At 68.0% G+C, this 22,197-nt stretch carries 20 protein-coding genes and 2 pseudogenes; 11 read left to right on the top strand and 11 right to left on the bottom strand.

Annotated elements, in window-relative coordinates; translation table 11 throughout:
• Positions 1 to 53 precede the first annotated feature (53 nt).
• The 3 genes from ACOQPQ_RS13655 to ACOQPQ_RS13665 all read right to left on the bottom strand — a co-directional run bounded on the left by ACOQPQ_RS13655 (position 54) and on the right by ACOQPQ_RS13665 (position 3,761).
• Positions 54 to 1,361, bottom strand: a complete 1,308-nt coding sequence (locus ACOQPQ_RS13655; protein ID WP_420639964.1) for an ABC transporter substrate-binding protein — start codon at positions 1,359 to 1,361, stop codon at positions 54 to 56.
• 116 nt (positions 1,362 to 1,477) lie between these two features.
• Entirely contained in the window at positions 1,478 to 2,518 is a 1,041-nt protein-coding gene (locus ACOQPQ_RS13660; protein ID WP_420639965.1) for a peptidase M29, read from the bottom strand.
• Between the two features lie 31 nt (positions 2,519 to 2,549).
• Positions 2,550 to 3,761, bottom strand: a complete 1,212-nt coding sequence (locus ACOQPQ_RS13665) for an acyl-CoA dehydrogenase family protein (protein WP_420639966.1) — start codon at positions 3,759 to 3,761, stop codon at positions 2,550 to 2,552.
• Positions 3,762 to 3,923: 162 nt separating this feature from the next.
• Here ACOQPQ_RS13665 and ACOQPQ_RS13670 point away from each other — a divergent pair, with 162 nt between their 5' ends.
• The 4 genes from ACOQPQ_RS13670 to ACOQPQ_RS13685 are packed head-to-tail and all read left to right on the top strand — an operon-like array spanning position 3,924 to position 7,708.
• Positions 3,924 to 4,742: an acetoacetate decarboxylase family protein gene (locus ACOQPQ_RS13670; protein ID WP_420639967.1), complete on the top strand. Its 819-nt coding sequence runs from the start codon at positions 3,924 to 3,926 to the stop codon at positions 4,740 to 4,742.
• Positions 4,739 to 6,034, top strand: coding sequence for a cytochrome P450 (locus tag ACOQPQ_RS13675; RefSeq protein ID WP_420639968.1), 1,296 nt, complete (start codon positions 4,739 to 4,741; stop codon positions 6,032 to 6,034). Before ACOQPQ_RS13670 ends, ACOQPQ_RS13675 begins: the two co-directional genes overlap by 4 nt.
• On the top strand, positions 6,034 to 6,894 hold the full coding sequence (locus ACOQPQ_RS13680) for a catechol 1,2-dioxygenase (protein ID WP_420639969.1): 861 nt from the start codon (positions 6,034 to 6,036) through the stop codon (positions 6,892 to 6,894). Before ACOQPQ_RS13675 ends, ACOQPQ_RS13680 begins: the two co-directional genes overlap by 1 nt.
• A gap of 55 nt (positions 6,895 to 6,949) precedes the next feature.
• The gene (locus ACOQPQ_RS13685; RefSeq protein ID WP_420639970.1) at positions 6,950 to 7,708 is read left to right on the top strand and encodes a type 1 glutamine amidotransferase; all 759 of its coding nucleotides are present in this window, start codon (positions 6,950 to 6,952) and stop codon (positions 7,706 to 7,708) included.
• Here the strand turns inward: ACOQPQ_RS13685 and ACOQPQ_RS13690 are convergent.
• Positions 7,695 to 9,008: a glutamine synthetase family protein gene (locus tag ACOQPQ_RS13690; protein ID WP_420639971.1), complete on the bottom strand. Its 1,314-nt coding sequence runs from the start codon at positions 9,006 to 9,008 to the stop codon at positions 7,695 to 7,697. The two genes, ACOQPQ_RS13685 and ACOQPQ_RS13690, sit on opposite strands and share 14 nt — an antisense overlap.
• A 61-nt stretch (positions 9,009 to 9,069) precedes the next feature.
• Entirely contained in the window at positions 9,070 to 9,876 is an 807-nt protein-coding gene (locus tag ACOQPQ_RS13695) for an alpha/beta fold hydrolase (RefSeq protein ID WP_420639972.1), read from the bottom strand.
• Between the two features lie 59 nt (positions 9,877 to 9,935).
• Here ACOQPQ_RS13695 and ACOQPQ_RS13700 point away from each other — a divergent pair, with 59 nt between their 5' ends.
• From ACOQPQ_RS13700 to ACOQPQ_RS13710, 3 genes are read left to right on the top strand one after another with little or no spacing between them, the layout of a single operon-like run.
• On the top strand, positions 9,936 to 10,664 hold the full coding sequence (locus tag ACOQPQ_RS13700; protein WP_420639973.1) for a gamma-glutamyl-gamma-aminobutyrate hydrolase family protein: 729 nt from the start codon (positions 9,936 to 9,938) through the stop codon (positions 10,662 to 10,664).
• Between the two features lie 54 nt (positions 10,665 to 10,718).
• Entirely contained in the window at positions 10,719 to 11,255 is a 537-nt protein-coding gene (locus ACOQPQ_RS13705; protein WP_420639974.1) for a hypothetical protein, read from the top strand.
• A gap of 41 nt (positions 11,256 to 11,296) precedes the next feature.
• Positions 11,297 to 12,067 (top strand): DUF1295 domain-containing protein, encoded by a 771-nt coding sequence (locus ACOQPQ_RS13710; RefSeq protein WP_420639975.1) that lies wholly within the window; start codon positions 11,297 to 11,299, stop codon positions 12,065 to 12,067.
• Positions 12,068 to 12,136: 69 nt separating this feature from the next.
• On the opposite strand, the gene speB is transcribed toward ACOQPQ_RS13710, so the two are convergent.
• The 5 genes from speB to ACOQPQ_RS13735 are packed head-to-tail and all read right to left on the bottom strand — an operon-like array spanning position 12,137 to position 15,404.
• Positions 12,137 to 13,042, bottom strand: coding sequence for an agmatinase (gene speB, locus ACOQPQ_RS13715; RefSeq protein ID WP_420640420.1), 906 nt, complete (start codon positions 13,040 to 13,042; stop codon positions 12,137 to 12,139).
• Between the two features lie 42 nt (positions 13,043 to 13,084).
• Positions 13,085 to 13,867, bottom strand: a complete 783-nt coding sequence (locus ACOQPQ_RS13720; protein ID WP_420639976.1) for an SDR family oxidoreductase — start codon at positions 13,865 to 13,867, stop codon at positions 13,085 to 13,087.
• 54 nt (positions 13,868 to 13,921) lie between these two features.
• Positions 13,922 to 14,323 carry a type II toxin-antitoxin system VapC family toxin gene (locus tag ACOQPQ_RS13725; protein ID WP_420639977.1) on the bottom strand — a complete coding sequence of 134 codons (402 nt, stop codon included), beginning with the start codon at positions 14,321 to 14,323 and terminating at the stop codon, positions 13,922 to 13,924.
• Entirely contained in the window at positions 14,320 to 14,574 is a 255-nt protein-coding gene (locus ACOQPQ_RS13730) for a type II toxin-antitoxin system Phd/YefM family antitoxin (RefSeq protein WP_420639978.1), read from the bottom strand. The genes ACOQPQ_RS13725 and ACOQPQ_RS13730 overlap by 4 nt, the downstream gene beginning before the upstream one ends.
• A 47-nt stretch (positions 14,575 to 14,621) precedes the next feature.
• Positions 14,622 to 15,404, bottom strand: a complete 783-nt coding sequence (locus ACOQPQ_RS13735; RefSeq protein ID WP_420639979.1) for an SRPBCC family protein — start codon at positions 15,402 to 15,404, stop codon at positions 14,622 to 14,624.
• A 140-nt stretch (positions 15,405 to 15,544) separates the two neighbouring features.
• On the opposite strand from ACOQPQ_RS13735, the gene ACOQPQ_RS13740 reads away from it, so the two are divergent.
• The 3 genes and pseudogenes from ACOQPQ_RS13740 to ACOQPQ_RS13750 form a co-directional block, all read left to right on the top strand.
• On the top strand, positions 15,545 to 17,422 hold the full coding sequence (locus ACOQPQ_RS13740; protein WP_420639980.1) for an ABC transporter substrate-binding protein: 1,878 nt from the start codon (positions 15,545 to 15,547) through the stop codon (positions 17,420 to 17,422).
• 92 nt (positions 17,423 to 17,514) lie between these two features.
• Positions 17,515 to 17,730: pseudogene (locus ACOQPQ_RS13745) on the top strand (phosphoenolpyruvate carboxylase); the annotation flags it as partial.
• A gap of 101 nt (positions 17,731 to 17,831) precedes the next feature.
• A pseudogene (locus ACOQPQ_RS13750) lies at positions 17,832 to 17,927 on the top strand (phosphoenolpyruvate carboxylase); the annotation flags it as partial.
• A gap of 12 nt (positions 17,928 to 17,939) precedes the next feature.
• On the opposite strand, the gene ACOQPQ_RS13755 reads toward ACOQPQ_RS13750, so the two are convergent.
• Entirely contained in the window at positions 17,940 to 20,561 is a 2,622-nt protein-coding gene (locus ACOQPQ_RS13755) for a heterodisulfide reductase-related iron-sulfur binding cluster (RefSeq protein ID WP_420639981.1), read from the bottom strand.
• 256 nt (positions 20,562 to 20,817) lie between these two features.
• Here ACOQPQ_RS13755 and ACOQPQ_RS13760 point away from each other — a divergent pair, with 256 nt between their 5' ends.
• Complete coding sequence (locus ACOQPQ_RS13760; protein ID WP_420639982.1) at positions 20,818 to 22,185, top strand: ammonium transporter; 1,368 nt, start codon at positions 20,818 to 20,820, stop codon at positions 22,183 to 22,185.
• The last annotated feature ends 12 nt before the right edge of the window (positions 22,186 to 22,197 follow it).

Here is a 22,197-nt window from a genome sequence, read left to right on the forward strand (position 1 = left end):
GCCCGTCACCTGGTCGGGGGGCGAGCCCACTCCCGAGACTTCGTCCACCGGGGCTAGCCGCCGATGGTGGCGACCAGGGTGTCCTCGCCGTCGACGATGCGGTTGATGGGCACCGCCTTGGGTGGGATCCCGTTGGTGCCGGCGTAGCTGATCACGCCGGAAAGGCCCTCGAAGCCCTCCAGTTCGGCCACAGCCGCCCCGATCTGGGCCGGGTCGGCACAGCCACAATCCAAGATCCCCTGGATGCCCAAGAACAGGGAGTCCACGTAGAGGGCCATGAATCCCCGGCTCTCCAGCGCTTCGCCGTTCACCGCTTCGTACTCGGCCAGCAGGGTGTCGATGGGATCACCGGGGGTGATGCTGGTGTGGGGGGTATGGGCGATGCCCTCGTTGTTGTCCTCGAACTGGATGCCGGTGGCGTCCAGGGCATCGGTGCCGATGTAGGTGAGCCCGTCGAGGCCCTGGCCCTCGAGCTGGCCCCGCAGGGCGGTCACCTGGTAGGCGAGGGCGGCCGAGAAGACGGCCTCGTTGTTCTCCAGGTCGCCCGCAATTTCGTTGACCTGGGCCGAGAAGTCGGTGGTCTCGAACCACACGTACGTCTGCTCGCCCACGATCTCGCCGCCGAGTTCGGCGAACTTGGCCTTGAAGGCGTCGGGGTTCACGCCGGTGTACGGGATGCCCTCGCCCTCGGTGAACACCACCGCCCGGGTGATGCCCTGGTCCCAGGCCCACTGGGCCGCCGCCTCCGACTGGCCGTAGTCGTCAAACGTGACCAGGAAGGAGTTGATCGAGGCGTCGGCCAGGGTCGGCTCGGTGGAGGCGGCCACGAACAGCGGAACTTGGCCCTCGGTGGTCTGCAGGATCGGCAGGGCGAAGTCGGCGAACGGGGGGCCGATGAGGAAATGGGCACCCCAGTCGAGCAGTTCCTGGGCGGCCAGCACGGCGTCCTCGCCGACCTCGGCCACCCGAACCTCCACCGGTGCGCCGTTGATGCCGCCGGCGCAGTTGATCTTGTCGGCCACGAACGGCACCAGCTTGGAGCCGGGGATGTCCACGAACCCCACCACGTCGCTGAAGTCCATGGCCATGCCCACCCGAATGGGATCGCCGGTGGGTGCGGCCTCGCAATTGTCCAAGTCGGCAGCCAAGTAGGCGTCGATGTCGACGCTGGTGACCATGGGGGCCGGCTCCGGTGCGGGGGCCTCGGTGGCCGCCGGTGCCTCGGTGGGCTCGGGAGCGGGTGCGTCGGTGGCCGCCGGTTCCGGAGCCACCTCGCCCCCGTCGTCGTCGTTGCCACACGCCGCCACGATCAACGCAAATGCGGCCAGCAGCACCACCACGGTCTTGAACGTGAGTCTCATCGAGTCCCCTCCTGCTTCAGGTTTCGCGAACCTTAGGGCAAAGATCGTTCGGGAACAAACGATCTTTGCATACAAAATCAAAAATACATACTGGCGCTCGTGCCGTCAACCGGCCCTCAGGAGGGTCGGAGTTCGGCCACCAGCTCACCCACCTCCACCACCGGGGAGCCGTCCAGCGTCACCGTGCAACCCCGCATCGGCAGGTCGAAATGGCCCCGGCAGAATCGCCCGGCCACCTCATTGGCGCCGGTGGAAAACAAGAAGTTGCCGGCGAAGGCCCGTAGCTCGGTGCCGTTGTGGTCGGCCTTGTCCCACAGGGCCATCGCCTCCCACCGCGCCGAGGTGTTCATACCCCACCCGACGTGGCTCACCGCGTAGGCTTCGGTCTCCTCGAAGGCGGCCAGGTAGGCACGGAACAACTCGGCGTCCACCCCGTCGCCCCCGATGTCGGTGATGTAGTCGTCGACCACGGTGAGCGCGACCTGATCGCGGACGTACTCCTTGAAAGTGAGGTTGGCGTCACCGGGTGCCAGCACCACGGTGCCGTTCACCGAGGCTGCGGCCGGGAAGGCCAGAACCAGCCCACCGGGCCAATGGGCGACGGTCCCCGGTTCGGTACACCACCCGTGCGATCCGGCCCGGACCGCGCCGGTGAGGTCCACCGTCAGATCGGTGCCGGCCGCCGAGGAGACATGCATGACCGCAGCCTGCTCCAACATGGCCACCCCGGTGGCCACCCGATCGGCCAGGGCCGGGTCGTGCGGCCACCGCTCGGTGTTCTCGGGGTGCTCGTTGGAGATCATCAGCACGCGAGCCCCGCCGGCCAGAATCCGGCCCAACTCCGGGGCGTGGAGCAGCCCCTCGACCGTGCAGTCCACGATGAAATCGGCGTTGGTCAGCGCACCCAGGGCCGCCCGGTTGGCGGCCAAGGCCACCGAGGCACCCGTGGAGCGGATGGGCACCGGACCGGGATTGGGGGGTGTGGTCACCACCACATCCACCGGCGACACCCCGCACTGGCCCAATGCGAGGCGAGCGGTGTGCACGATGGCTGGGCGGCTGCGGGTCTCCGACAGCACCACCACGGTCTCGGTGGCGGTCAGCCCACACGCCCGAAACTGTTCGGCGTACCGGCTCACCCAGGCGCTCTCGGTCATCCGGCCCTCTCGCTCCTCTTGCGGTACACCACTACGCCGGGGGTGTCTCGGCTTCGGGGAACAGGCCGGTGGTCCCCAAGCGGTCCAGACACACCTCAACGCTCCAGGGCAGCATGGTGGCCCCGCAGCGGGCGTCCCGGTAGTACTGCTCCAGGGGGGATGGCCGCAACAGCGAGCGGCCCCCGCACACCCGCAGGGCCAGCGAGGCCAACTGGGGCGCCCCTTCCATGGTGGTCACCATCGAACTCCAGGCCCGCCGCACCGCTGCCGGGGCGGGATCGGGCCCTGATTCGGCCAGTACCCGGTAGCACAGCGCCTGCGCCCGGTCGTAGAGCAGGTTCATCTCGGCCCATCCCTGTTGCTTGATGGGGTGGGAGCGCCGGGCGGTTGGTCCCCGGTCGCCGATGAGGTAGTCGGCCGTGGCGTCCATGATCGCCCGCATCAACCCCAGGTAGGTGAACGACAGGGTCATGTAGAAGTAAGGCCAGCGACGGGCGGCCTGGTCGAACATCCCCGGCGGGATCCACTCGTGTTCCTCGGGAACGAACACGTCGTTCAGCACCAGGTTGCGGGAATCGGTGGCCCGCATGCCCAAGGGGTCCCATTCGCCCTCGATGCTCACCCCGTCGGCGGTGGCGTCCACCCCCAGCAGGCGCACCCGAGGATCGCCCGCCACCTTGCCGACGACATTGTGGATGTGGGCCGCCCCGCTGAGCGAGGCGAAGATCTTGCGTCCGCTCACCCGGTACCCCCCGACCACCGGTACTGCGGTGGTGGCGTAGCCCTCGGTGGCCCCGGCGGCCGTACCCTCGGAGAACGGTTGGCTGTGGATGACGCCGTGCTCCACCACGCCCTGCCAGAGGGTCTTGCGCCGTTGGTGCACCAGGGCGCGCTCGGTCGGGTCGAGTTCCATGTCGTTGGCGATCTGGCCCACCAGCAAGGTGGTGGCCACGTGCATGTTGAAGGTCAGGCCGGTGGCCGCGCAGTGGCGTCCCAACTCCTCCGAAACCAGGGCGTAGCCCACGAAGTCGCCGCCCAGGCCACCGGCCGATTCGGGGATGCAGACGCCCAACAGCCCGGCCGCCGCCATGTCGTGCCAGTTTTGGTAGGGGAACGAGGCCTGGCGGTCGTGGTCCGACGAACGCGACGCCAGCGTCGGCCCGAGTGCTCGCATGCGCTCCACCAGCTCCGCGCGAGTCGGCGTCAGTACTCCGTCCCGGACCGCCGCATCGGCCAGCGTCATGCCAATCCTCCCCCCAACCAATCCCCAAGCATTGCCCCCACCAATCACCAGAGTGTGCTCCCCCGACTCTATTGCCTGTTCCGCGCCGCCTGCCCAACGAGCCCTGCCCGGAGGGCCGACGGTCGGTTGAATCGTTAGGTACCAAACGAATAGGCTGGGCGGGTGGCCGAGCTGAAGGGTTTTCTGTATCCCCGCACCCCCACGGGGGCGGCCGGCATCCTGCCCGGGCCACCATGGCATTACTCGGGCGACATGATGACCGTGGAATTTCGCACCGACCCGGCCAACGTGGCCGAACTTCTGCCTGATCCACTGGAGCCGGCGGCGGATGACCCCGGAGCGGTGGCGCTCATCTGGGCCGACTGGCAGAGCTGCAGTGACAGCTTCGAGGAGATTCTCGATCCCGCCCGGGCCCAGTACAAGGAGGTGTTCCTGGTGGTGCGCTGCTCCTTTCGGGGCCAGACCTACAGCCGGGCGGCCTACATCTGGGTGGACAAGGACTTCGCCATGGCCCGAGGCCACATCCAGGGCTATCCCAAGAAGATGAGCGAGATCTGGATGACCCGACCGGTCACGCACGGCAAGGCCGGGCCCCGACTTGAACCGGGAGGGCGATTCGGGGCCACCTTGAGCACCTGGGGACGACGGATCGCCGACGTCCGATTCACCATCACGGGCACTGCCGGCGCTCCCGGTTTCGTCAACAGCCACCCCATGATCCACAGTCGCCAGATGCCGGCCATCGAAATGGACGGCCGCGATTCCCTGGACGAGTTGGTGACCATGCGGGGCTACGACGCCGATCTCGGCCCCACCTACGGCGGCGACGCCGAGTTGACGTTGCACGAGTGCCCCACCGAGGAACTGACCCGTCTGGAACCCTTCGAGATCATCGGGGGGTACTACCGGCAGGTGGGCAACTCCATGGCGGGGGGCACCACGCTGTGGGCCGCCGCCAACCCGATGCAGACCGGGCCATGACGCCATCGAGGACGCCATCGACGACGCCATCGACCTTTGTCGACCACTACCCGGCCGATCTCGGCCCCGAGGATGCCGACATCACCAACCACGACACTTACGTGCAGGGGGTGCCCCACGCCACCTTCGCCCGGTTGCGGGCCGAGGATCCGGTGCATTGGACCGAGGAGGCCGACGGCGCCGGCTTCTGGTCGATCCTGCGCTACGACGACGCCCTGGCGGTGAGCCGCGACGTGGAGACGTTCACGTCGTCGCGGGGGATTCGGCTGGAGGAAATGGACGCCGAACAGACCGAGGCCCGGCGGACCATGATGGAGATGGACCCGCCCGAGCACACCCGTCTTCGGCGACTGGTGAACAAGGGCTTCACCCGACGGACGGTGGAGACCTTCGAGGCCTCCATCCGGGAACTGGTGGGAGAGGTGCTCGACGCCGCTCTGGTGGCCGACGAGTTCGACTTCGTCCACGAGATCGCCGAGGAATTGCCCATGAGGATGCTGGGCCGCCTGCTCGGCACCGACGACGAGGACGGCCGCAGGCTGGTGGCCTGGGGCGACGCCCTGTTGGGCAACACCGATCCCGACTTCACCGACTTTCCGGTGGACCTCACCGACACCGAGCAGTTCCGGATGGTGCCGTTTCGCAGCCCCGCGGCCCTCGAGATCTTCCAGTACGCCCAGCATCAGGCCGCCGACCGGCGACGCTGCCCCCGCGACGACATCATCACCAAGTTGCTGGCCCCCACCATCGACGGCGATCCTCTGTCCGACCTGGAGTTCAACAACTTCTTCACGCTGCTGGTGGCCGCGGGCAACGACACCACCCGCTACACCATGACCCACGGCATGTGGGTGCTGCTGAACCACCCGCAGCTCTGGCAGGCGTGGCGGGCCGATCCCTCGCTCACCTCCACCGCGGTCGAGGAGATCCTGAGGACCGGCTCGGTCACCATGCACTTTCGCCGCACCGCCACCAAGGATCTCGAAATGCGCGGGTCCAGGATTCGAGCGGGCGACAAGGTGGTCATCTGGTACGTGGCCGCCGACCACGACCCTGAGGCCTTCGAGCAGCCCTTCCGCTTCGACCTGGCCCGGGCGAGCAACGACCACATGGCGTTCGGCCGCAACGGTCCGCATCTGTGCCTCGGCGCGTGGCTGGCCCGCATGGAGATCCGGCTGGTGTTCGAGGAACTCATCAAGCGGGTCGAACGGGTGGAATCGGCCGGTCCCATCAGCCGGTTGCGGTCCAATTTCATCTCGGGGATCAAGCAGCTCCCCGTGCGGGTGGCGTGATGGGCGCCATCGTCGGCGCCGCCCTGGTGTCCCACGTCCCCCCTCTGGTCATGCCCGAGGCCGTCCGCCGGGAGCTGAACGACGGCCGGGACACCACCCTGTACGCCGGGCTGCACGACTTGGCCGCCCGCCGTTTGCGGCCCCTGAACCCCGACACGGTGGTGGTGTTCGACACCCACTGGTTCACCACCGTGGAGCACATCGTCACGTCCCACGACCGCCGACACGGGCACTACACCTCCGAGGAGCTGCCCCGGGGCATGTCGCAGATGCCCTATGACGTCCCCGGCGACCGGGAACTGGCCGATCGCTGGGCTGCGCAGGCGGCGGGGCGCGACGACACCTGGATCACCCCCATCGACGACCCCTGCCTGCCCATTCACTATCCCACCGTCAACCTGCTGCCCTTCCTGCAAGGCGACGAGGCCTGGGTGTCGGCGGGCATATGCCAGACCGCCGAACCGGAGGACTTTCTGCTGTTCGGCGCGCTGCTGGCCCGGGCGGTGGCCGAGGTGGACCGTCGGGTGGTGGTGCTGGCCAGCGGCGGGCTGAGCCACCGATTCTGGCCGCTGCGTCAGTTCCGGGACCACGAAGCGGCCGATCCGGTCCGGCACCTGCGCACCCCGCAGGCACGAGAGGCCGACGAGCACGTACTCGACTGCCTGCGGCGGGGTGACCACGCCGGGGTGCTGGCCTACCTCCCCGAGTTCTCCACCCATGCCCCCGAGGGGTACTTCGGGCACTACCTGGCCATGGTGGGGGCCTTGGGCGGAGCCGCGTGTACCGCCCCCGGCGAGCAGTTCGGCGAGTACGAATCGGTCGCCGGAACCGGCCAGGCCCATCTATGGTTCAGCCTCTGATGGGTGTCCGGCCTCTTGTCGACGACGCCGGTCGTACCGGCCTGGGGTCCTGACGGTGAAGCGCGCCCTGGCCATCGCCCATGAGTTGGACGGCCTCCCTGGCCAGGTGGCCACCCGATTGCGGCAACGGGGCTATGAGGTGGACGTCCACGTGGTGACCCCCGACTACGACCGCCCCAACGACGCCGAGCCCTTCCCGGCCATCCACGACTACGACCTCCTGTTGCCCATGGGGTCGGTGCGTTCCCTCACCGCCAAGGACGAAATCGACTCCTGGGTTCACGAGGAGTTGGACATCATTGCCGCCGCTCATGAGGCGGGCACCCCCATCCTGGGGATCTGCTTCGGCGGCCAACTCATTGCCGAGGCGCTGGGCGGCACCGTGGAGGTGTCCCCGGTGACCGAGATCGGTTGGTTCGAGATCGCCGACGGTGAGGACGGCCCCAACCCCGCCGGACCGGGACCGTGGATGCAGTGGCACCACGACCGGTTCACCCCGCCCCCCGGCGCCGAGGTGTTGGCCCGCAACGAGAGCTCCGTGCAGCTCATCAGGATCGGCCGCACGGTGGGCACCCAGTTCCACCCCGAAGTCGACGTGGCCCATGTGGAGTCGTTCCTCCGGCTCGCCCCCCCGGACTATCTGGAGGAGTGCGGGGTGGACTTCGATCACCTCATGGAGCAGACCCGTCGCCACGAGGCCGACAACATCACCCGCTGCCACGCCTTCGTGGACTGGTACCTGGATGAGGTGGTGGCCGGTGAGCGCTCGCCCGAAACCGGAGATCGCCCGGCGACGCTCCTCAGTGATACATGAGGTACTCCTCGAGTTCCCACTGGGTCACCTCGCCGCCGGGGGTGTCCTCGCCCACCGCGGCCAGGTAGCGCTCCCATTCGGCCTGCTTGTTGGCGATGAAGTTCTGGCACAGGTCGTCGCCCACTGCGGCCACCAAGGCGGCGTCGGCCTGCAGATGCTCCAGGGCCACCGCCAGGCTCGGGGCCGAGGCCACCTCGGTGTTGACCTCCTCGAAACCGTCGGCGGTGAGCGGCTCGGGGCAGGCCAGGCCGTCCACCACCCCGAGCCGGGCGGCCTGCAGGAGAGCAGCCACCCCGAGGTGGATGTTGACCGCCCCGTCGCTCAGCCGGTTCTCGATACGGGTGGCCGACCCCCGGGCTTCGGGCACCCGGTTGGCGGCACAGCGGTGGTCGTGGCCCCAGTTGGCCCAGTAGCCGTTGAGTTCGCCGGGTTGGAGGCGCCGGTAGGCGTTCACCGTGGGGGCGCACAAGGCGGTGAGGCCCTGGTGATGGGCGACCACGCCGGCCAAGCACCCCTTGGTCAGCGCCGACAGGCCGTCGGCGGCGGATTCGTCATGGAAGGCGTTGCCCCCCTCGGCGTCGACCAGGGAGAAGTTCACGTGGACCCCGCTGCCCGCCACCCCGGCGAACGGCTTGCCCAGGAAGGTGATATCCAATCCGTGGCCGAGCGCCACCTCCCGGGCCAGCACGCGGAACAAGAAGGCCTCGTCGGCCGCTTTGAGCGCCTCGTCGTATTCCAGCGTCAGCTCGAACTGTGATTCGTCGTACTCGGCGTTGATGCTCTCCAAGGGCAAGCCGCAGCCCCACGCGGTGCGGGTGATGTCGTCGATCAGCCCGGTCGGGTCGGCCAGGCGCCCGGTGCCGTAGACGAACGACCGGGGGGTGTGCCAGCGCTCCCACCCGCCCTGGCCGTCGGGCTGGAGGACGTAGGCCTCGAACTCGATGCCCACCTTGGGGGCGTAGCCGAGTTCGGCCCATGCGGCGATGGCCCGCTGGAGGGCGCCGCGGGCCGACACCGGGTAGGGCTGTCCCCGGAAGTCGAGATGCCCCACCACCACGCCGGTGGCGTCGTCCTCCCAGGAGGGGCGGACGTCATCGGGATCGAAGGTGGCCACCACGTCGGGAAGTCCCTCCAGCAGATAGGCGCCGGGGGCCGGGATGAGGCTCCGGTCATAGCCCAGGGCAAATGTGGAGATGCAGTGCCCGGTGCCCCGGTCGGCCAGGTGGAGCGGCAAGTACTTGCCCCGGGCCAGGCCCAGGTGATCGGGCCACAGCACCCGGATCCGGTCGTGGTTGGTCATGGCGTGGTTCCTCTCCGGTGGGGTCGAGCGGGTTGAAGGGGCCGGCGCGACCGGTGTTGCCTCATGATGGCGGAGCCTTCGGGAGCGACTCCAGGAAATCGTGAACCAGCCGGTTGAAGGCACCGGGGGCTTCGGCCGGTGTGAGGTGACCGGCCCCGGCGATGGTCTCCAGCCTGCTGTTGTCGATGCCCTGGGCCAACTCGGCGGCGTAGGCCGGTGGGGTCTCCTCGTCGAGTTCGCCGACCACGACGAGCGTCGGGGCGGCGATGTCGGCCAGCCGGTGGCGCACGTCGTGGGTGGGGAGCAGCTCGCACGCCGCCCGCAAGGCGTCGGCCGAGATGCGAGAGAAGGCAGCCAGCGCCCGATCGCGCTCGATCCCGGTGAAGCCGCCCGCGGTGACCCCGTCGATGACGTCGGCCGCCAGGTCGGCGGGCGTCAAGCCCGCGTCGAGCGGGGCCAGCCGGGATTGCCGCCACTGGTCGGGATCGGTCCCGTCACCGCCGAAGGCTGCGCTGGTGTCGGCCAGCACCAACGACCGAACCCGGTTGGGGTGGCGGAGCGCGGTGTGCAGCCCGTGATGACCCCCGAACGACAGTCCACACAGGTGGGCGCTCTCGCACTCCAGGTGGTCGAGCAGTTCGACCACGGCGTCGGCGATGACCTCGAAGGTGAGGGGGTGCCGCGGGGCCGACGCCCCGTAGCCGGGCATGTCCCAGGCCACGCACCGCCACCGGTGGCTGAGCGCCTCGATCTGGGCGTCCCAGGACCCCCGGGATCCGCCCAGGCCGTGAAGAAACAGCACGACATCGCCGGCACCGGCCTCCCGTCGGGAGATGGTGCCGTCCACGTCGCGCATCGGAACCCCCACGGTCGGTCAGACTAACGTTTGGCGAGAATGTTCGGAAGCAAACGATTTTGGGGCAGGCGGTGCCCGGCAGATTGCCGCTGATCGGGTTGCCGGGTCGCCGTGTCCGGGCCGCCCAGGTGGACGGCTTTCCCGAGACCCTGGGCCGCTGCGACCTGGATCTGTACTTTGCCGACTACGCCCGAGGGGTGATCGAGGCCGGGGGGATCCCGGTGCATCTGCCCATGGACGTCGATCCGGCGGCGGCCTGCGAGCACCTCGACGGCTTGTTGTTGCCCGGCGGCACCGACATCGATCCCCGGCTCTATCGGGCCCAGCCCGACCCCGAGCTGCTGGTCCCCGAACCGGAGCGGGATGAACTCGAACTGGGGTTGCTGGCCGCCGCGATCCCCGTGGAGCTTCCCGTGCTCGGCATCTGTCGGGGCATCCAGATGGTCAACGTGCATCAGGGTGGAACCCTGGCTCAGCACGTCCCCGAGCACAGCCACTTCGATCGGCCCACCGACACGCTGGTTCACCCGGTGAGGTTCGCCGAGGGTTCGGCGCTGCACGGGCTCTACGGCTGCTCGGTGGAAGTGAACAGCCTCCACCATCAGACGCTGGACGAGTTGGGCCACGACCTCACCGCCACCGCATGGGCCGACGACGGCTGCATCGAAGGGGTGGAGATGGGCGACTGGGTGGTGGCGGTGCAGTGGCACCCCGAGATGATGACCACCCGGGCCACCGACCCCCTGTTCGGCTGGCTGGTGGAGCGGGCGTCCCGCTCAAGTCAGGAGCCGGGCGAGTAGTCTCGGGTGTGCGTTCGTCCCCCCGATGGGTCGGGGGATGGGAGGGATGCCGGTATGAAAGTCGGCAAAATCAAGGACGGCGATGTCGATCAATTGAGATCGTGGGCCGAGTCGGTGGCCGGCAAGTACTGGGGGACCGGGCTCACCACCCGCCCGGTGCTCTCCCTCAAAGAAGAGGGCTCAATCGAAGCCAAGGGCACACGGCTACCGGTGATCGCCGTGACGTCGGAGGGCTACAACATGTTGCCCACGCTGGTGATCGAGGCCACGCCGGAAGTCCAGGACGGGAGCGTGGTTTACCAGGCCGACGGCGAGGGCTCGCTCATCGGGAGGCTGCCGCGGGCGGGCGCAGTGGAGCGCACCTACTACATCGTCAGCTACAAGGAGACCATTCGCGCCGAGACCCTCACCGCCGTCGGCGAGCGGTTGCTCGAGTGCGCCGAGCACATGTTGCGCAACATGGATCCGTTCGAGAAGAACGCCGACGGGGGGCCGGTCATGGAGGCCATCATCGAAGGCCGGGGCGAGACGGTGGGCCAACACGCGCTTCCCGATGACGGCGTGTTCTCGGTGTCCACCGGCATCGCCTGAGGGGTCGAAGCACCGGCGGCCAAGTGGCGTAGGCTGTAGCCATGGTCTTTTGGGTCGCAGCCGTGGTTATCGCCGGGATGATGCTGGTGGTGTGGGTCATCAGCGTGGCCATTCGAAACGCCGGCATCATCGACATCCTGTGGGGGTTCGGGTTTGTGGTGGTGGCCTGGGTCAGCCTGCTGGTGAGCGACGGACACGGCGTTCGAGCCGCATTCCTGGTGGCCATGGCCACCATCTGGGGACTGCGCCTGGCCGTCCACCTGGCGGTGCGCAACATCGGCGCCGAGGAGGACTTCCGCTACCAGGCCATGCGCCGACGGGGTGGCGACCGCTTCTGGATCACCAGTTTGGTGAGGGTGTTCGCCCTGCAGGGAGCGGCCATGTGGGTCATGTCGCTTCCGTTGCTCATCGGCATCAGTCAGTCGGATCGGGGATGGGTCGTCCTGTGGTTCGTCGGGGCGGCGGTGTTCCTCGTCGGCTTCGGCTTCGAGGCGGTGGGGGACTGGCAGCTCACCCGATTCAAGGCCGATCCCGCCAACGCCGGGAAACTCATGGACCGGGGCCTGTGGCGCTACAGCCGCCACCCCAATTACTTCGGCGATGCCACCGCCTGGTGGGGCATCGGGTTGGTGGCCGCCTCCACGCCGGTGGGGCTCATCGGCTTGGTCGCCCCGGTTCTGATCACGTGGCTTTTGATGCGGGTGTCCGGGGTGCCGCTGCTGGAGCACCGACTGAACAAGCACCGGCCGGGCTACCAGGAGTACGTGGAGCGCACCAGCGCGTTCGTGCCTCGCCCGCCCCGAACCGGTTGACGCCGGCCTCCTGACCCTCGAGCACCGGCTCATCGGGGCCGGTGAGCCGGCGACAAACCACCAGGCGCGTCAGTCCACTCCGGGCATCACGCACAGCATCTCGAACAACAGATTGGCGGCGGTGAGGGCGGTGGCTCCGGTGGGGTCGTAGATGGGAGCCACCTCCACCAGGTCGCAGCCCACCAGGTTCAGACCCCGACAGCCGCGAATGATCTCCAGGGCTTGGGGCACGGTGAGCCCACCGATCTCGGGGGTACCGGTTCCGGGGGCGAAGGACGGGTCGAGGCCGTCGATGTCGAAGCTGAGGTAGACCGGGCCATCCCCCATGGTGGAGCGCAACTCGGCCATCAGCGGGGTCAAAGAGCGGTGCCAGCACTCCTCTGCCTGCACCACCCGGAAGCCCTGATCCCGGGACCAGTCGAAGTCCTCCGCGGCGTAGCCCGTTCCCCGAACGCCGATCTGGGCCACTCGGTGGGGATCCAGCAATCCCTCCTCCACGGCCCGGCGGAACGGCGTGCCGTGGGCGATGGCCTCGCCGAACATGTGGTCGTTGACGTCGGTGTGGGCGTCCACGTGGATCACCCCGAGCGGGCCGTGCTTGCGTCGCATGGCCCGCATGATCGGCAGGGCGATGGTGTGGTCACCCCCCATGGACACCGTGATCACGTCGTGGAGGAGCAGTTCATCGAAGAAGGCCTCGATGCGTGTCACCGCGTCGGCCAGGTTGTAGGGGTTGGTGGCCACGTCGCCGATGTCGTCGATGCGCAGGCAGTCGAACGGGGCCGCCCGGGTGGCCATGTTGTAGGGGCGGATCAGCACCGACTCGTCTCGTATGCCCCGAGGCCCAAAGCGCGCCCCCGGTCGGTTGGAGGTGCCGATGTCGATGGGCACGCCCACCACGGCGACGTCGAGGTCAGCCGGTGTCGACCGACCGGGAAGCCGCATGAACGTGGCGATGCCCCCGAATCGGGGCATCTGGTTGCCTCCCAGGGGCTGTGGGGTGTCGCCCACCGGCCGCTACTCGTTCCCGCTCTCGGGATCGCTGTACTCGTTGGGCGCTTCGGGCTCGGGTGACCGCAACAGGAGCGACTCCATGCCGAAGCCGGGAGCGGCAAACAGGGCGGCGAAGCAGGCGACCAGCCCTCGGGCCACGTCGTCGGCCTCCATGATGCCGGTGCGGAACCCTTGGCGTTGCCAATGAGGGATGGCCACTCCGAAGGCTTCGGGGTCAAAGGAATTGGCGAACTCGGTGGGCATGGTCGGCCCGAGGATGACGGTGACGAACCGGCGGTTGCCCAGCAACTCGGTGCGCCACCCTTCCATGGTGGCCTCCAGCGCCCGCTTGGAGGCGGCGTAGGGGACCAGCGAGTGCCGGGGCTGGGCCGAAGAATCGGACGAGACGGCGGCCACCACCGCATCCTCACTGAGATGGGGGAGGGCGGCGCTGATCAGCAGGTTCGGCCCGAACGTGTTGACCCCGAACACCGACTGCCACTCGTCCGGAGTTGTGTCGGCCATCGGGGCCATGGGCGACATGCCCGAGGTGTAGACGATGCCGTCCAGCCCGCCCAGATGATCCACCGTTTCGGCCACGGCCCGTTGGATGTCGGCGACGTCGAGTACATCCAGCTCCACCACATGGCCGCCCCCGGCCTCGGCGGTGGCTTCCTCGAGGGCCGCCCGACGGCGGGCGGCAAAAACCACGTGGGCCCCTTGGCGGTGCAGGGCGATGGCCGTGGCCCGGCCCAGCCCCGACGATGCCCCCACCACCAGCATCCGACGCTCCTTCAGCGCTTCCACGAAAACCTCCTCACCTAGTCTCCATGTTGCCAGCCTCCATGTTGTCAGCCCCGATCACGCTCCGAGAACCGCCATGCCGAGGGTCCGGGCGGCGTGAGCTTGCCGTTGGTCGAACGTGAGCAGCGTGGTGGCCGGACCGGCACGACGGGCGGCCGCCAGGTGCAGGGAGTCCAACGAGCGGCAGTGGGTCTGCTCGGCAATGCGAGCTGCCTCGTTGCAGGTCACCGCGTCCAGGCTGACCAGAGCAAAGGCGTCGAGGTCGATCAGGAATTGCTGTTTGGCCTGCCGGGCGACGTCGGCGTCCAGCAACCGGGCGAGGTTGCGGCGCACCTCCACCTCGGTCAGCCTCGACGTGACCAGCACGGGATCGACGGCCATCAAGTGAGCGGCTGTCTCCGAGTCGTGCTCGGCAACGTACCGCTTCAACAGCGCACTGGAATCGACATAGAGGGTCACCCTCGATCCTCGTCGAGAACCTCGAGTATCGAGTGCTTGGCCACAAATCGGTGAACGGGAGCCAGCTTCACCGACTTTGGCGGTTCAATCCAGCCCTCTTCGATTCCCCGCTGGAGCACCGACTGGCCGGGGTGCGGACCGAGTTGAGCCACCGGTTGGCCCCGGTCGGTCACGACCAGCGTCTCGCCCCCGGCGGCCCGCCCCACGTACTCGGAGAGTTTGGCCTTCAGTTCACGTATCCCGACATCCATGTGGTCACATTATCATACCGATGTGACTACATTATGGCACGTACGGATCAGCCCCCGCCGCCGATGACGTCGGTGAGGAACTGCTGCCAGCGAGGGCCGTCCCGGTCGGCGGTCCCGGCGGCACCGGATCCGTAGAGATACAGCCAAACCGAGCCTCCGGAATGCTCGCCGAACGACTCCACCACCAGGAAGGCCGTGCCGGGGGCAGGCTGATCGAGCAGGAGGGCGATTCGCTGGGGAGCGGCGTCGACCACGGTACCGGCCAGCGGGGGGACGCCCGAGCCACCGGCCTCGAGGCGGTCGCCCACCGTGGGCGTCGACGGGATGCCCAACGCGGCGGTGAGCGCGGCCCAGGCCCCATGACGCGGGCGGTCCGTCATGGCGGTGGGCAGCACCGAGACCGCGGTCTGCCCGGCGAAATGCTCGAGGTGCAGGCGGAGGTTGCACAGGAACAAGCCCCAGCCCTCCACCATGGCGTCGTACTGGGCGTCCCACTCGCCACCGTGGCCGAAGCCGGAGTTGACCAGCCGGACCACGCAGCGGTCGTCGCCTCGGGGAGTCACCGTCCACTCGAAGGCCAGGCCTTCGACTCCTTCGCCGCCGTCGAAGCACACCCGCCGGGGTGGCTCCCATGCCGTCACCCGCCCGGGTATCTGCATCTCCGGTTCCGGTCCGAACGACGCCATGGCGGCCCCTCCGGAGCGCTCCTCCACAGTGTGGGGCACGTACCACGAGGAGATGCCGGGCCCGGTGGCCACCGCCCGCCACACCTCCTGCGCCGTTCCCGGTACCTCCACTTCCAACTCAATCGAGCGCGGCACGTCGGTCATGGGCGCAGCCTAGTGGTCGGTCTCTCGGTTGATCCGGGGAACCTCTCCGGCTGGGACGCCGGAGCCATCGTCGGGCCCTCCCATGGCAGGATCGTCCGGCACCAGGCTCTTGCGGGGGAGAGGATTAGGGTTGTGGTGTGTTGACGCAATCCAATTCGACGTGGTGGCGGCGATGCCCGGTGGTGTTGGCCATCGCCCTGGGACTGTTCGTCGCCGGGTGTGCCGACGATCCCACCGACCCCATCGTCACCGGCGAGATCCCCCGCACCACGTCAACCGATGACGGCGGATCGGGTCTCGACGCCTCGGCCACGGTGGCCGCGCTGCGCGCCAATGCCGAGAACTTCGAGTACACGGTGGGCACCCCGGGCGGCTCCTGGACGTTTGCCACCATCTCCGAGCCGTTGACTTTCAATCGTGAGGTGGCCTCCGACGCCGGCTCGGTGGATGCGCTGAGTTACGTGTTCGAGGGGCTGACCCAGACTTCGTGGCTGGACGACACCATCGAGCCCCGCCTGGCGAGCGCCTGGGAGGTCTCCGACGACCTCCTCCGGTGGGTGTTCACCCTGCGCGACGACGTTCGTTGGCACGACGGCACCCCCTTCACCGCAGCCGACGTGGACTTCACCTTCAATCGCATCATCTACAACGACGACTTCCGGGCTGCGAGTCGATCCACCTTCGAGTTCCACTACCTGGATCCCGAAACCGGCCAATGGTTGGACTCGCCCATGGAGGTCGCCGCGCTGGATGACCACACGGTGGAGTTCGTGCTGCCCACCCCGTACGCGCCTTTTCTCCGGGCCCTGGGGACCTCCATCTACCCCAAGCACATCCTGGAACCGCACGTGGACGATGGCACCTTCCCCTCGGTATGGGACATCGAGACCGACCCAGCCGAGATCATCGGCACCGGCCCGTTTTCCATTGCCGAGTACACCCCGGGCGTCCGGCTGGTGTTCCAGCGCAATCCCGACTACTGGCTGACCGATCAGGCGGGCAACCGATTGCCGTACCTCGATGAGGTCGTCCAAGTCGTCGTCGAGGATTCGGAGGCCGGGCTGGCCCTGTTCCAGGCGGGCCAGGTCGACTCCCGTGGGCTGACCGGTGAGGACTACACCTTGCTCGAGCCGCTCCAGGAAGCGGGGAACTTCACCATCCATCGCCGTGGCCCCGGCTTCGGTACCAGATTCGTCGGCTTCAATCTGAACCCCGGCGTCAACCCCGACTCCGGCGAGCCCTTTGTCTCTCCCACCGCCCGGACGTGGTTCGGGGAGGTGGACTTCCGGCGGGCGGTGTCCCATGCCATCGACCGGGCGCGGATCATCCAAGATGTCCAATTTGGCCTGGGGTATCCCCAGTGGTCGTCGATCAGCCCCGCCACCGGGGACTTCCACAATCCCGACGTCCGGCAGTACCCCTACGACCTGGCCGGGGCCAACCGACTGCTCGACGGCCTGGGGTGGCGTGACAGCGACGGGGACGGGGTCCGCGAGGACACCGACGGCAACCCCATCGAGTTCACCCTGATCACCACCTCGTCGGGCGTCACGCTCGACCGCATCGCCCATATCGTGGTGGAGGGGATGGTCGATATCGGCCTGGATGCATCGGTGGAGTTCATCGAGTTCGGCGATCTCGTGAACCGGCTGTCCAATTCGTATGACTGGGAGTCGGTGATGATCGGTTTCACCGGTGGTCCCGACCCCTACGCCGGCATCACCCTGTGGCACAGCTCCGAGCCGTTGCACCTGTGGTACCCCAACCAGGAATCGCCCGCCACCGCGTGGGAGGCGGAAATCGACGATCTGTACGTCAAGGCCAGCCGGGAACTCGATCATGAGACCCGAGTGGGCTACTACCACCGGGCCCAGGAGATCGCCGCCGAGCAGGTGCCGCTGATCTACACCACGCTCAGCGAGCGGCTCAGCGCCCTGCGCAACGTGTTCGGCAACGTGACGCCCACCCTCTACGGGCTGACCGACATCCGCTACGCGTACCGCACCGACCTCGGGTAGCAGGGCTTGGTCCGGCTGGCGGGGGCCCTGGACAACAGCCTGCCCGAAGGTGGTTGATGCCCCTTGCCAATCCTGGCCACACTTTGGAGGCCATGGATTCTCCTGACCACCTGGAAGCGACCGACGCCGCCCTTCGAAATGACATCCGACGGTTGGGCACCCAGCTCGGACATGCGTTGGTGCGCCAGCACGGACCCGACCTGTTCGAACGGGTCGAGCAGGTCCGGGCCATGGCACGGGGGCTCCGTCGTGATGAGGCGTCGGGAGCGGCCCTTTCCGAGCTCCTCGACGGCGTCGACATGGAGGAGGCCATCCACTTCGTACGCGCCTTCACGGTGTACTTCCACCTGGCCAACACCACTGAACAGGGGGAAGTCATCGCCGACAAATGCGGCCTGCCCCGCCTGGCTCAGCGGAATCTGGATCTGGCCCTGTCGGCGGTATCCAGCGGGCCCTCTTGCTCACCGTGAACGGAATCGCCGCCGGCCTCCGAAACACCGGCTGAGCCGTTTTCCTCTCAGTCGGTTTCGTCGCGCTCGGCGATGAGGGCGGCAGCCTGGGCGGGCCACTTCCACTTGCTGATCCGTCCGGGGATCTCCAAAGCGGCTTCCAGATCACGGGCGGCGGCGTCGTCGAGGGCGGCCAGATCCTCGTAGGTGACGATCCCGTGCTCGGGTAGCGCCCGGGCCAGGGCCGGGTCGGTGCCCTTGATGCGGGTGAAGTCGTCCGGGGTCCGAGCGGGCTCGGCCACCTCGGGCTCCGGTTCAGCCGCGGCCGCCTCGGTTTCAGGTGCCGGGGCGGGCTCAGCCGCTTCGCTCACCGGTTCGGCCTGGGGCACTTCGGGTTCGGGTGCCGGGGTGGCCACCACGTCAGGGATGGTCGCCGCCACCGCCACCGCAGTTGCGGCCACGGGCGCCTTGGTGCGGATGGTGAGCAGCTCGGACTGGCGGGCCTGTTCGAGAGCCGCATCCCGGTTCTCCAACGCCTCCAGCAGGTGCATGGAGATGTCGCCCACCACCACGTCGTCGTCGGCCCCCTCGGCCTTGATCCCGTCGTCGATCATGATGTAGCAGAACGGACAGGCGGTGGCGATCCGGTCGGCCCCGGTGGCCAGCAACTCCTGGGACCGCTCGACGTTGACCTGCTTGCCGATGGTCTCCTCCATCCACATGCGAGCCCCGCCTGCCCCGCAACACATCCCCTTGGTGCCGTTGCGCTGGGCCTCCACCACCTCCACGCCGCCCAACGACCCCACCACCCGGCGAGGGGCCAGGTAGACATCGTTGTGGCGTCCCAGGTAGCACGAATCGTGGTACACCACCCGCTCGTCCAGGCGGGCGCCGGTCATGTCCAGGCGACCGTCCTCGATCAGCGCCTCCAGGAACTGGGTGTGATGGACCACCTCGTAGTGCCCACCGAGTTGGGGGTACTCATTGGCCAGCGTGTTGAAGCAGTGGGGGCACTGGGTGACGATCTTCTTGACCCCCATCTCGTTGAGGGTCTCGATGTTCTGCATGGCCAGCATCTGGAAGATGTACTCGTTGCCGGAACGTCGAGCGGGGTCGCCGGTGCAGTTCTCCGCCGGACCCAGGATGGAGAAGCTCACCCCGGCCCGTTGCAGCAGCTTGGCCACCGCTCGGGTGACCTTGCGGTTCTTGTCGTCGAACGAGCCCGCGCAGCCCACCCAGTAGAGGTACTCCGAACTCAGCGGGTCCCCCCCGTCGAGCACGGTGATGCCCTCGAACTCGGTGGCCCAGGCCCCCCGGTCGCCTTGGGACATGCCCCAGGGGTTCCCCGAGTTCTCCATGGATCGGTAGGCCTGGCCCAGCTCCGAGGGGAAGTCCGACTCCATGAGCGACAGGTAGCGGCGCATGTCGAGAATCTTGTCCAGGATCTCGATGTTCACCGGGCAAATCTCGTCGCAGGCCTTGCAGGAGGTGCAGGCCCAAACCTCCTCGCCGGTGATCCGCTCGAACACCGAGTTGGCCTCCACGGTGATCTCCGGCACCGTGCCCAGTGGCGGGGTGGTGGCCGGGTCACCGGTGGCCGCCATGACCTCCCCCGTCTTGAGCACGATCTCCCGGGGGTCGAGGGGCTTGCCGGTGGCGTGGGCCGGGCACACCGACGTGCAGCGGCCGCACATCGTGCAGGCGTCGGTGTCCAGGAGCTGCTTCCAGGTGAAGTCCTCCACCGTGGCCGCCCCGAAGGTCTCCAGGTCGGTCTCCATCAGGTTGGGCATGGGCTTCATGGCCCCCTTGGGCCGGTCCTTGTCCCGCAGGTACATGTTCAGCGGGGAGGTGACCATGTGGCGCAGCATGGTGATGGGCAACAGCACCAGGAAGGCCACGAAAGTCACCACGTGTCCGGCCCACCAGAACTGGTGCCAGTGGTCGAGGCCCTCCAGGCCCCTCATCTGGGTGGCCAACGGGTAGCCGATCACCGACCACTTCTCGAATGCGGGCACGCCTTGGTGGGCGATGCGAAACACCTCGGCCCCGAATCCGGTGATGCCGATGGCCAGGAAGGTGCCCAAGATGACCGCGTGCTCCGGTCGCGACTTGATGCGAATGCGGTAGGGCCGCAGCCGTCGGGGGCCGTAGCGGCGCACGATGGCCCACACCACCCCCACCAGGAACACGGCCCCGGCGACGTCGCCTACCGCGGAGTACACCTGGTAGACCCGACCGTGCAGGAACTTGGCCCCGTCCGGGAGCTGCTCGTCGATCTCCAGGGTGGTGGTGACCCCCAGCAACACGATGAAGCCCACGTAGATCATGGTGTGCATGACCCCGGCACCCGGCTCCCGCAACAGGGTGCGCATGTAGACACCTCGACGGAGGTCTTCCAGGCGGGTCTTCACGTTGGCCACGGTGGTCCGTCGGTTGTCGGGACCGCCCCGCTCCCAGTTCTTCACCCGCTTGGCGAACTCCCAGGAGGCCCAGACCAAGAAGATGGGGATGACGGTGTAGAAGGCGGCCTTCCACCCGTTGGGAATGTTCTCCCACGGGTGGCGGGTGATCTCCGCCGGGTTCTTGAACTCGGTGATAGCCGAGGCGATGCCCGAGGCGACGGTGAAGGCGGCGAAGCCCAGTCCGAGCCCGAGGACTATGTGAAAGGGACGCAGGCGCTTCGAGTCCATGGCGACCACAACCTAGTAGCCGACAACTGCCGGTCCGCACTCCAGGGAGCCGTTGGTGAGTGGGTGGTCTGCGCTCCAGGGGGCCGTTGTTGCGTCGTCGGTCCGCAGGCCGGCGAGGCATTGGTGCGTGGTCGGTCGATCCTCGGGAGTTCACAGCGCAGAAACAATCGTGAAACGCGACCCACTTACCGTGTCGCCGATTGTGCCGGGCCGCAGTGGCGCGGGCGAAGTACACGGCAAGGGAGGCCGCAAGCAGATGAAGAGGAAATTTGGGGTCGGAGCGCTGATTGCCGCCGGAACGGTGCTCATCGGGTCGGTTCCGGCCATGGCCCAAGACGGCGGTGCCGAGGCGGTGCAGGCCGTGATGGACAACCTGTGGGTGTTCATCGCGGGCATCTTGGTCTTCTTGATGCAGGCCGGATTCGGCATGGTCGAGGCGGGGATGACCCGGGCCAAGAACGTGGGCAACATCATGGCCAAGAACCTGGCCGACATGTGCATCGGTGCGCTGGCCTTCTTTGCCTTCGGGTACGGCATCGCCTACGGCACCGACGCCGTATCACTGTTCGGTACCGACGGCTTCTTCCTGAGCGGCATGTCCAACGCCATCGACGGCGGTCTCAGTGGGCCGACCGACTTCTTCTTCCAGGTGGTGTTCGCGGCCACCGCGGTGACCATCGCCTCCGGGGCCATGGCCGAGCGGACGAAGTTCACCGCCTACCTGGTGTTCAGCTTCTTCATGACCGCCCTGATCTACCCGGTGGTGGTCCACTCCTTCTGGGGGGGCGACGGGCTCATCGCCGACCTGGCCATCGGCGACGCCAAGTTCGGGGACTTTGCCGGATCCACCATCGTGCACAGCACCGGCGGCTGGGCGGCGTTGATGGGGGCGATCTTCCTGGGTCCCCGGATCGGCAAGTACGACGAGGACGGCAACCCCCGGGCCCTGCCCGGCCACAACATCGCCTTTGTGGTGCTGGGCGTGTTCATCCTGTGGTTCGGCTGGTTCGGCTTCAACCCCGGCTCCGAGCTGGCCGCCGACAACGTGGTGATGCACGCCGCGCTGACCACCCTGCTGGCCGCGGCGGCCGGCGGCCTGGTTGCCGGCGCGGTGATCTGGCGCAAGAGCGGTTCGTTGGACGTGGCCATGACCGGCAACGGGGTGCTGGCCGGCCTGGTGGGCATCACCGCGGGCACCGCCACCATGAACCCCATGGGCGCGGTGGTCACCGGTGGGATCGCCGGGGCCATCGTGGTGTACTCGGTGCTGTTCTTCGACCGCCGAGGGGTGGACGATCCGGTGGGCGCCATCTCGGTCCACGGGGTGTGCGGCGTGTGGGGCACGCTGGCCGTGGGGCTGTTCTCCCGCTACGCCGACGGCTTCGTGGCCACCGACAACGCCGGCCTGTTCTACGGCGGCGGTGGCGACCAGTTGCTGGTGCAGCTCATCGGCGTGGTGTTGGTGTTCGCCTGGGTGACGGTGACCACGGGCATCCTGTTCGCCGTCATGTCCAAGACCATGGGGCTTCGGGTGTCCCGCGAGGAGGAGATCGGCGGTCTCGATCTCCACGAGCACGGGGTGCCCGGCTACGGCCCGGACGTGACGGTGGGCTCGCAAGGCTGATGCCCACTTCCC

Origin of the sequence: Candidatus Poriferisocius sp. (assembly GCF_965219775.1) — a bacterium.
In the GTDB taxonomy this organism is placed as follows: domain Bacteria; phylum Actinomycetota; class Acidimicrobiia; order Acidimicrobiales; family Bin134; genus Poriferisocius.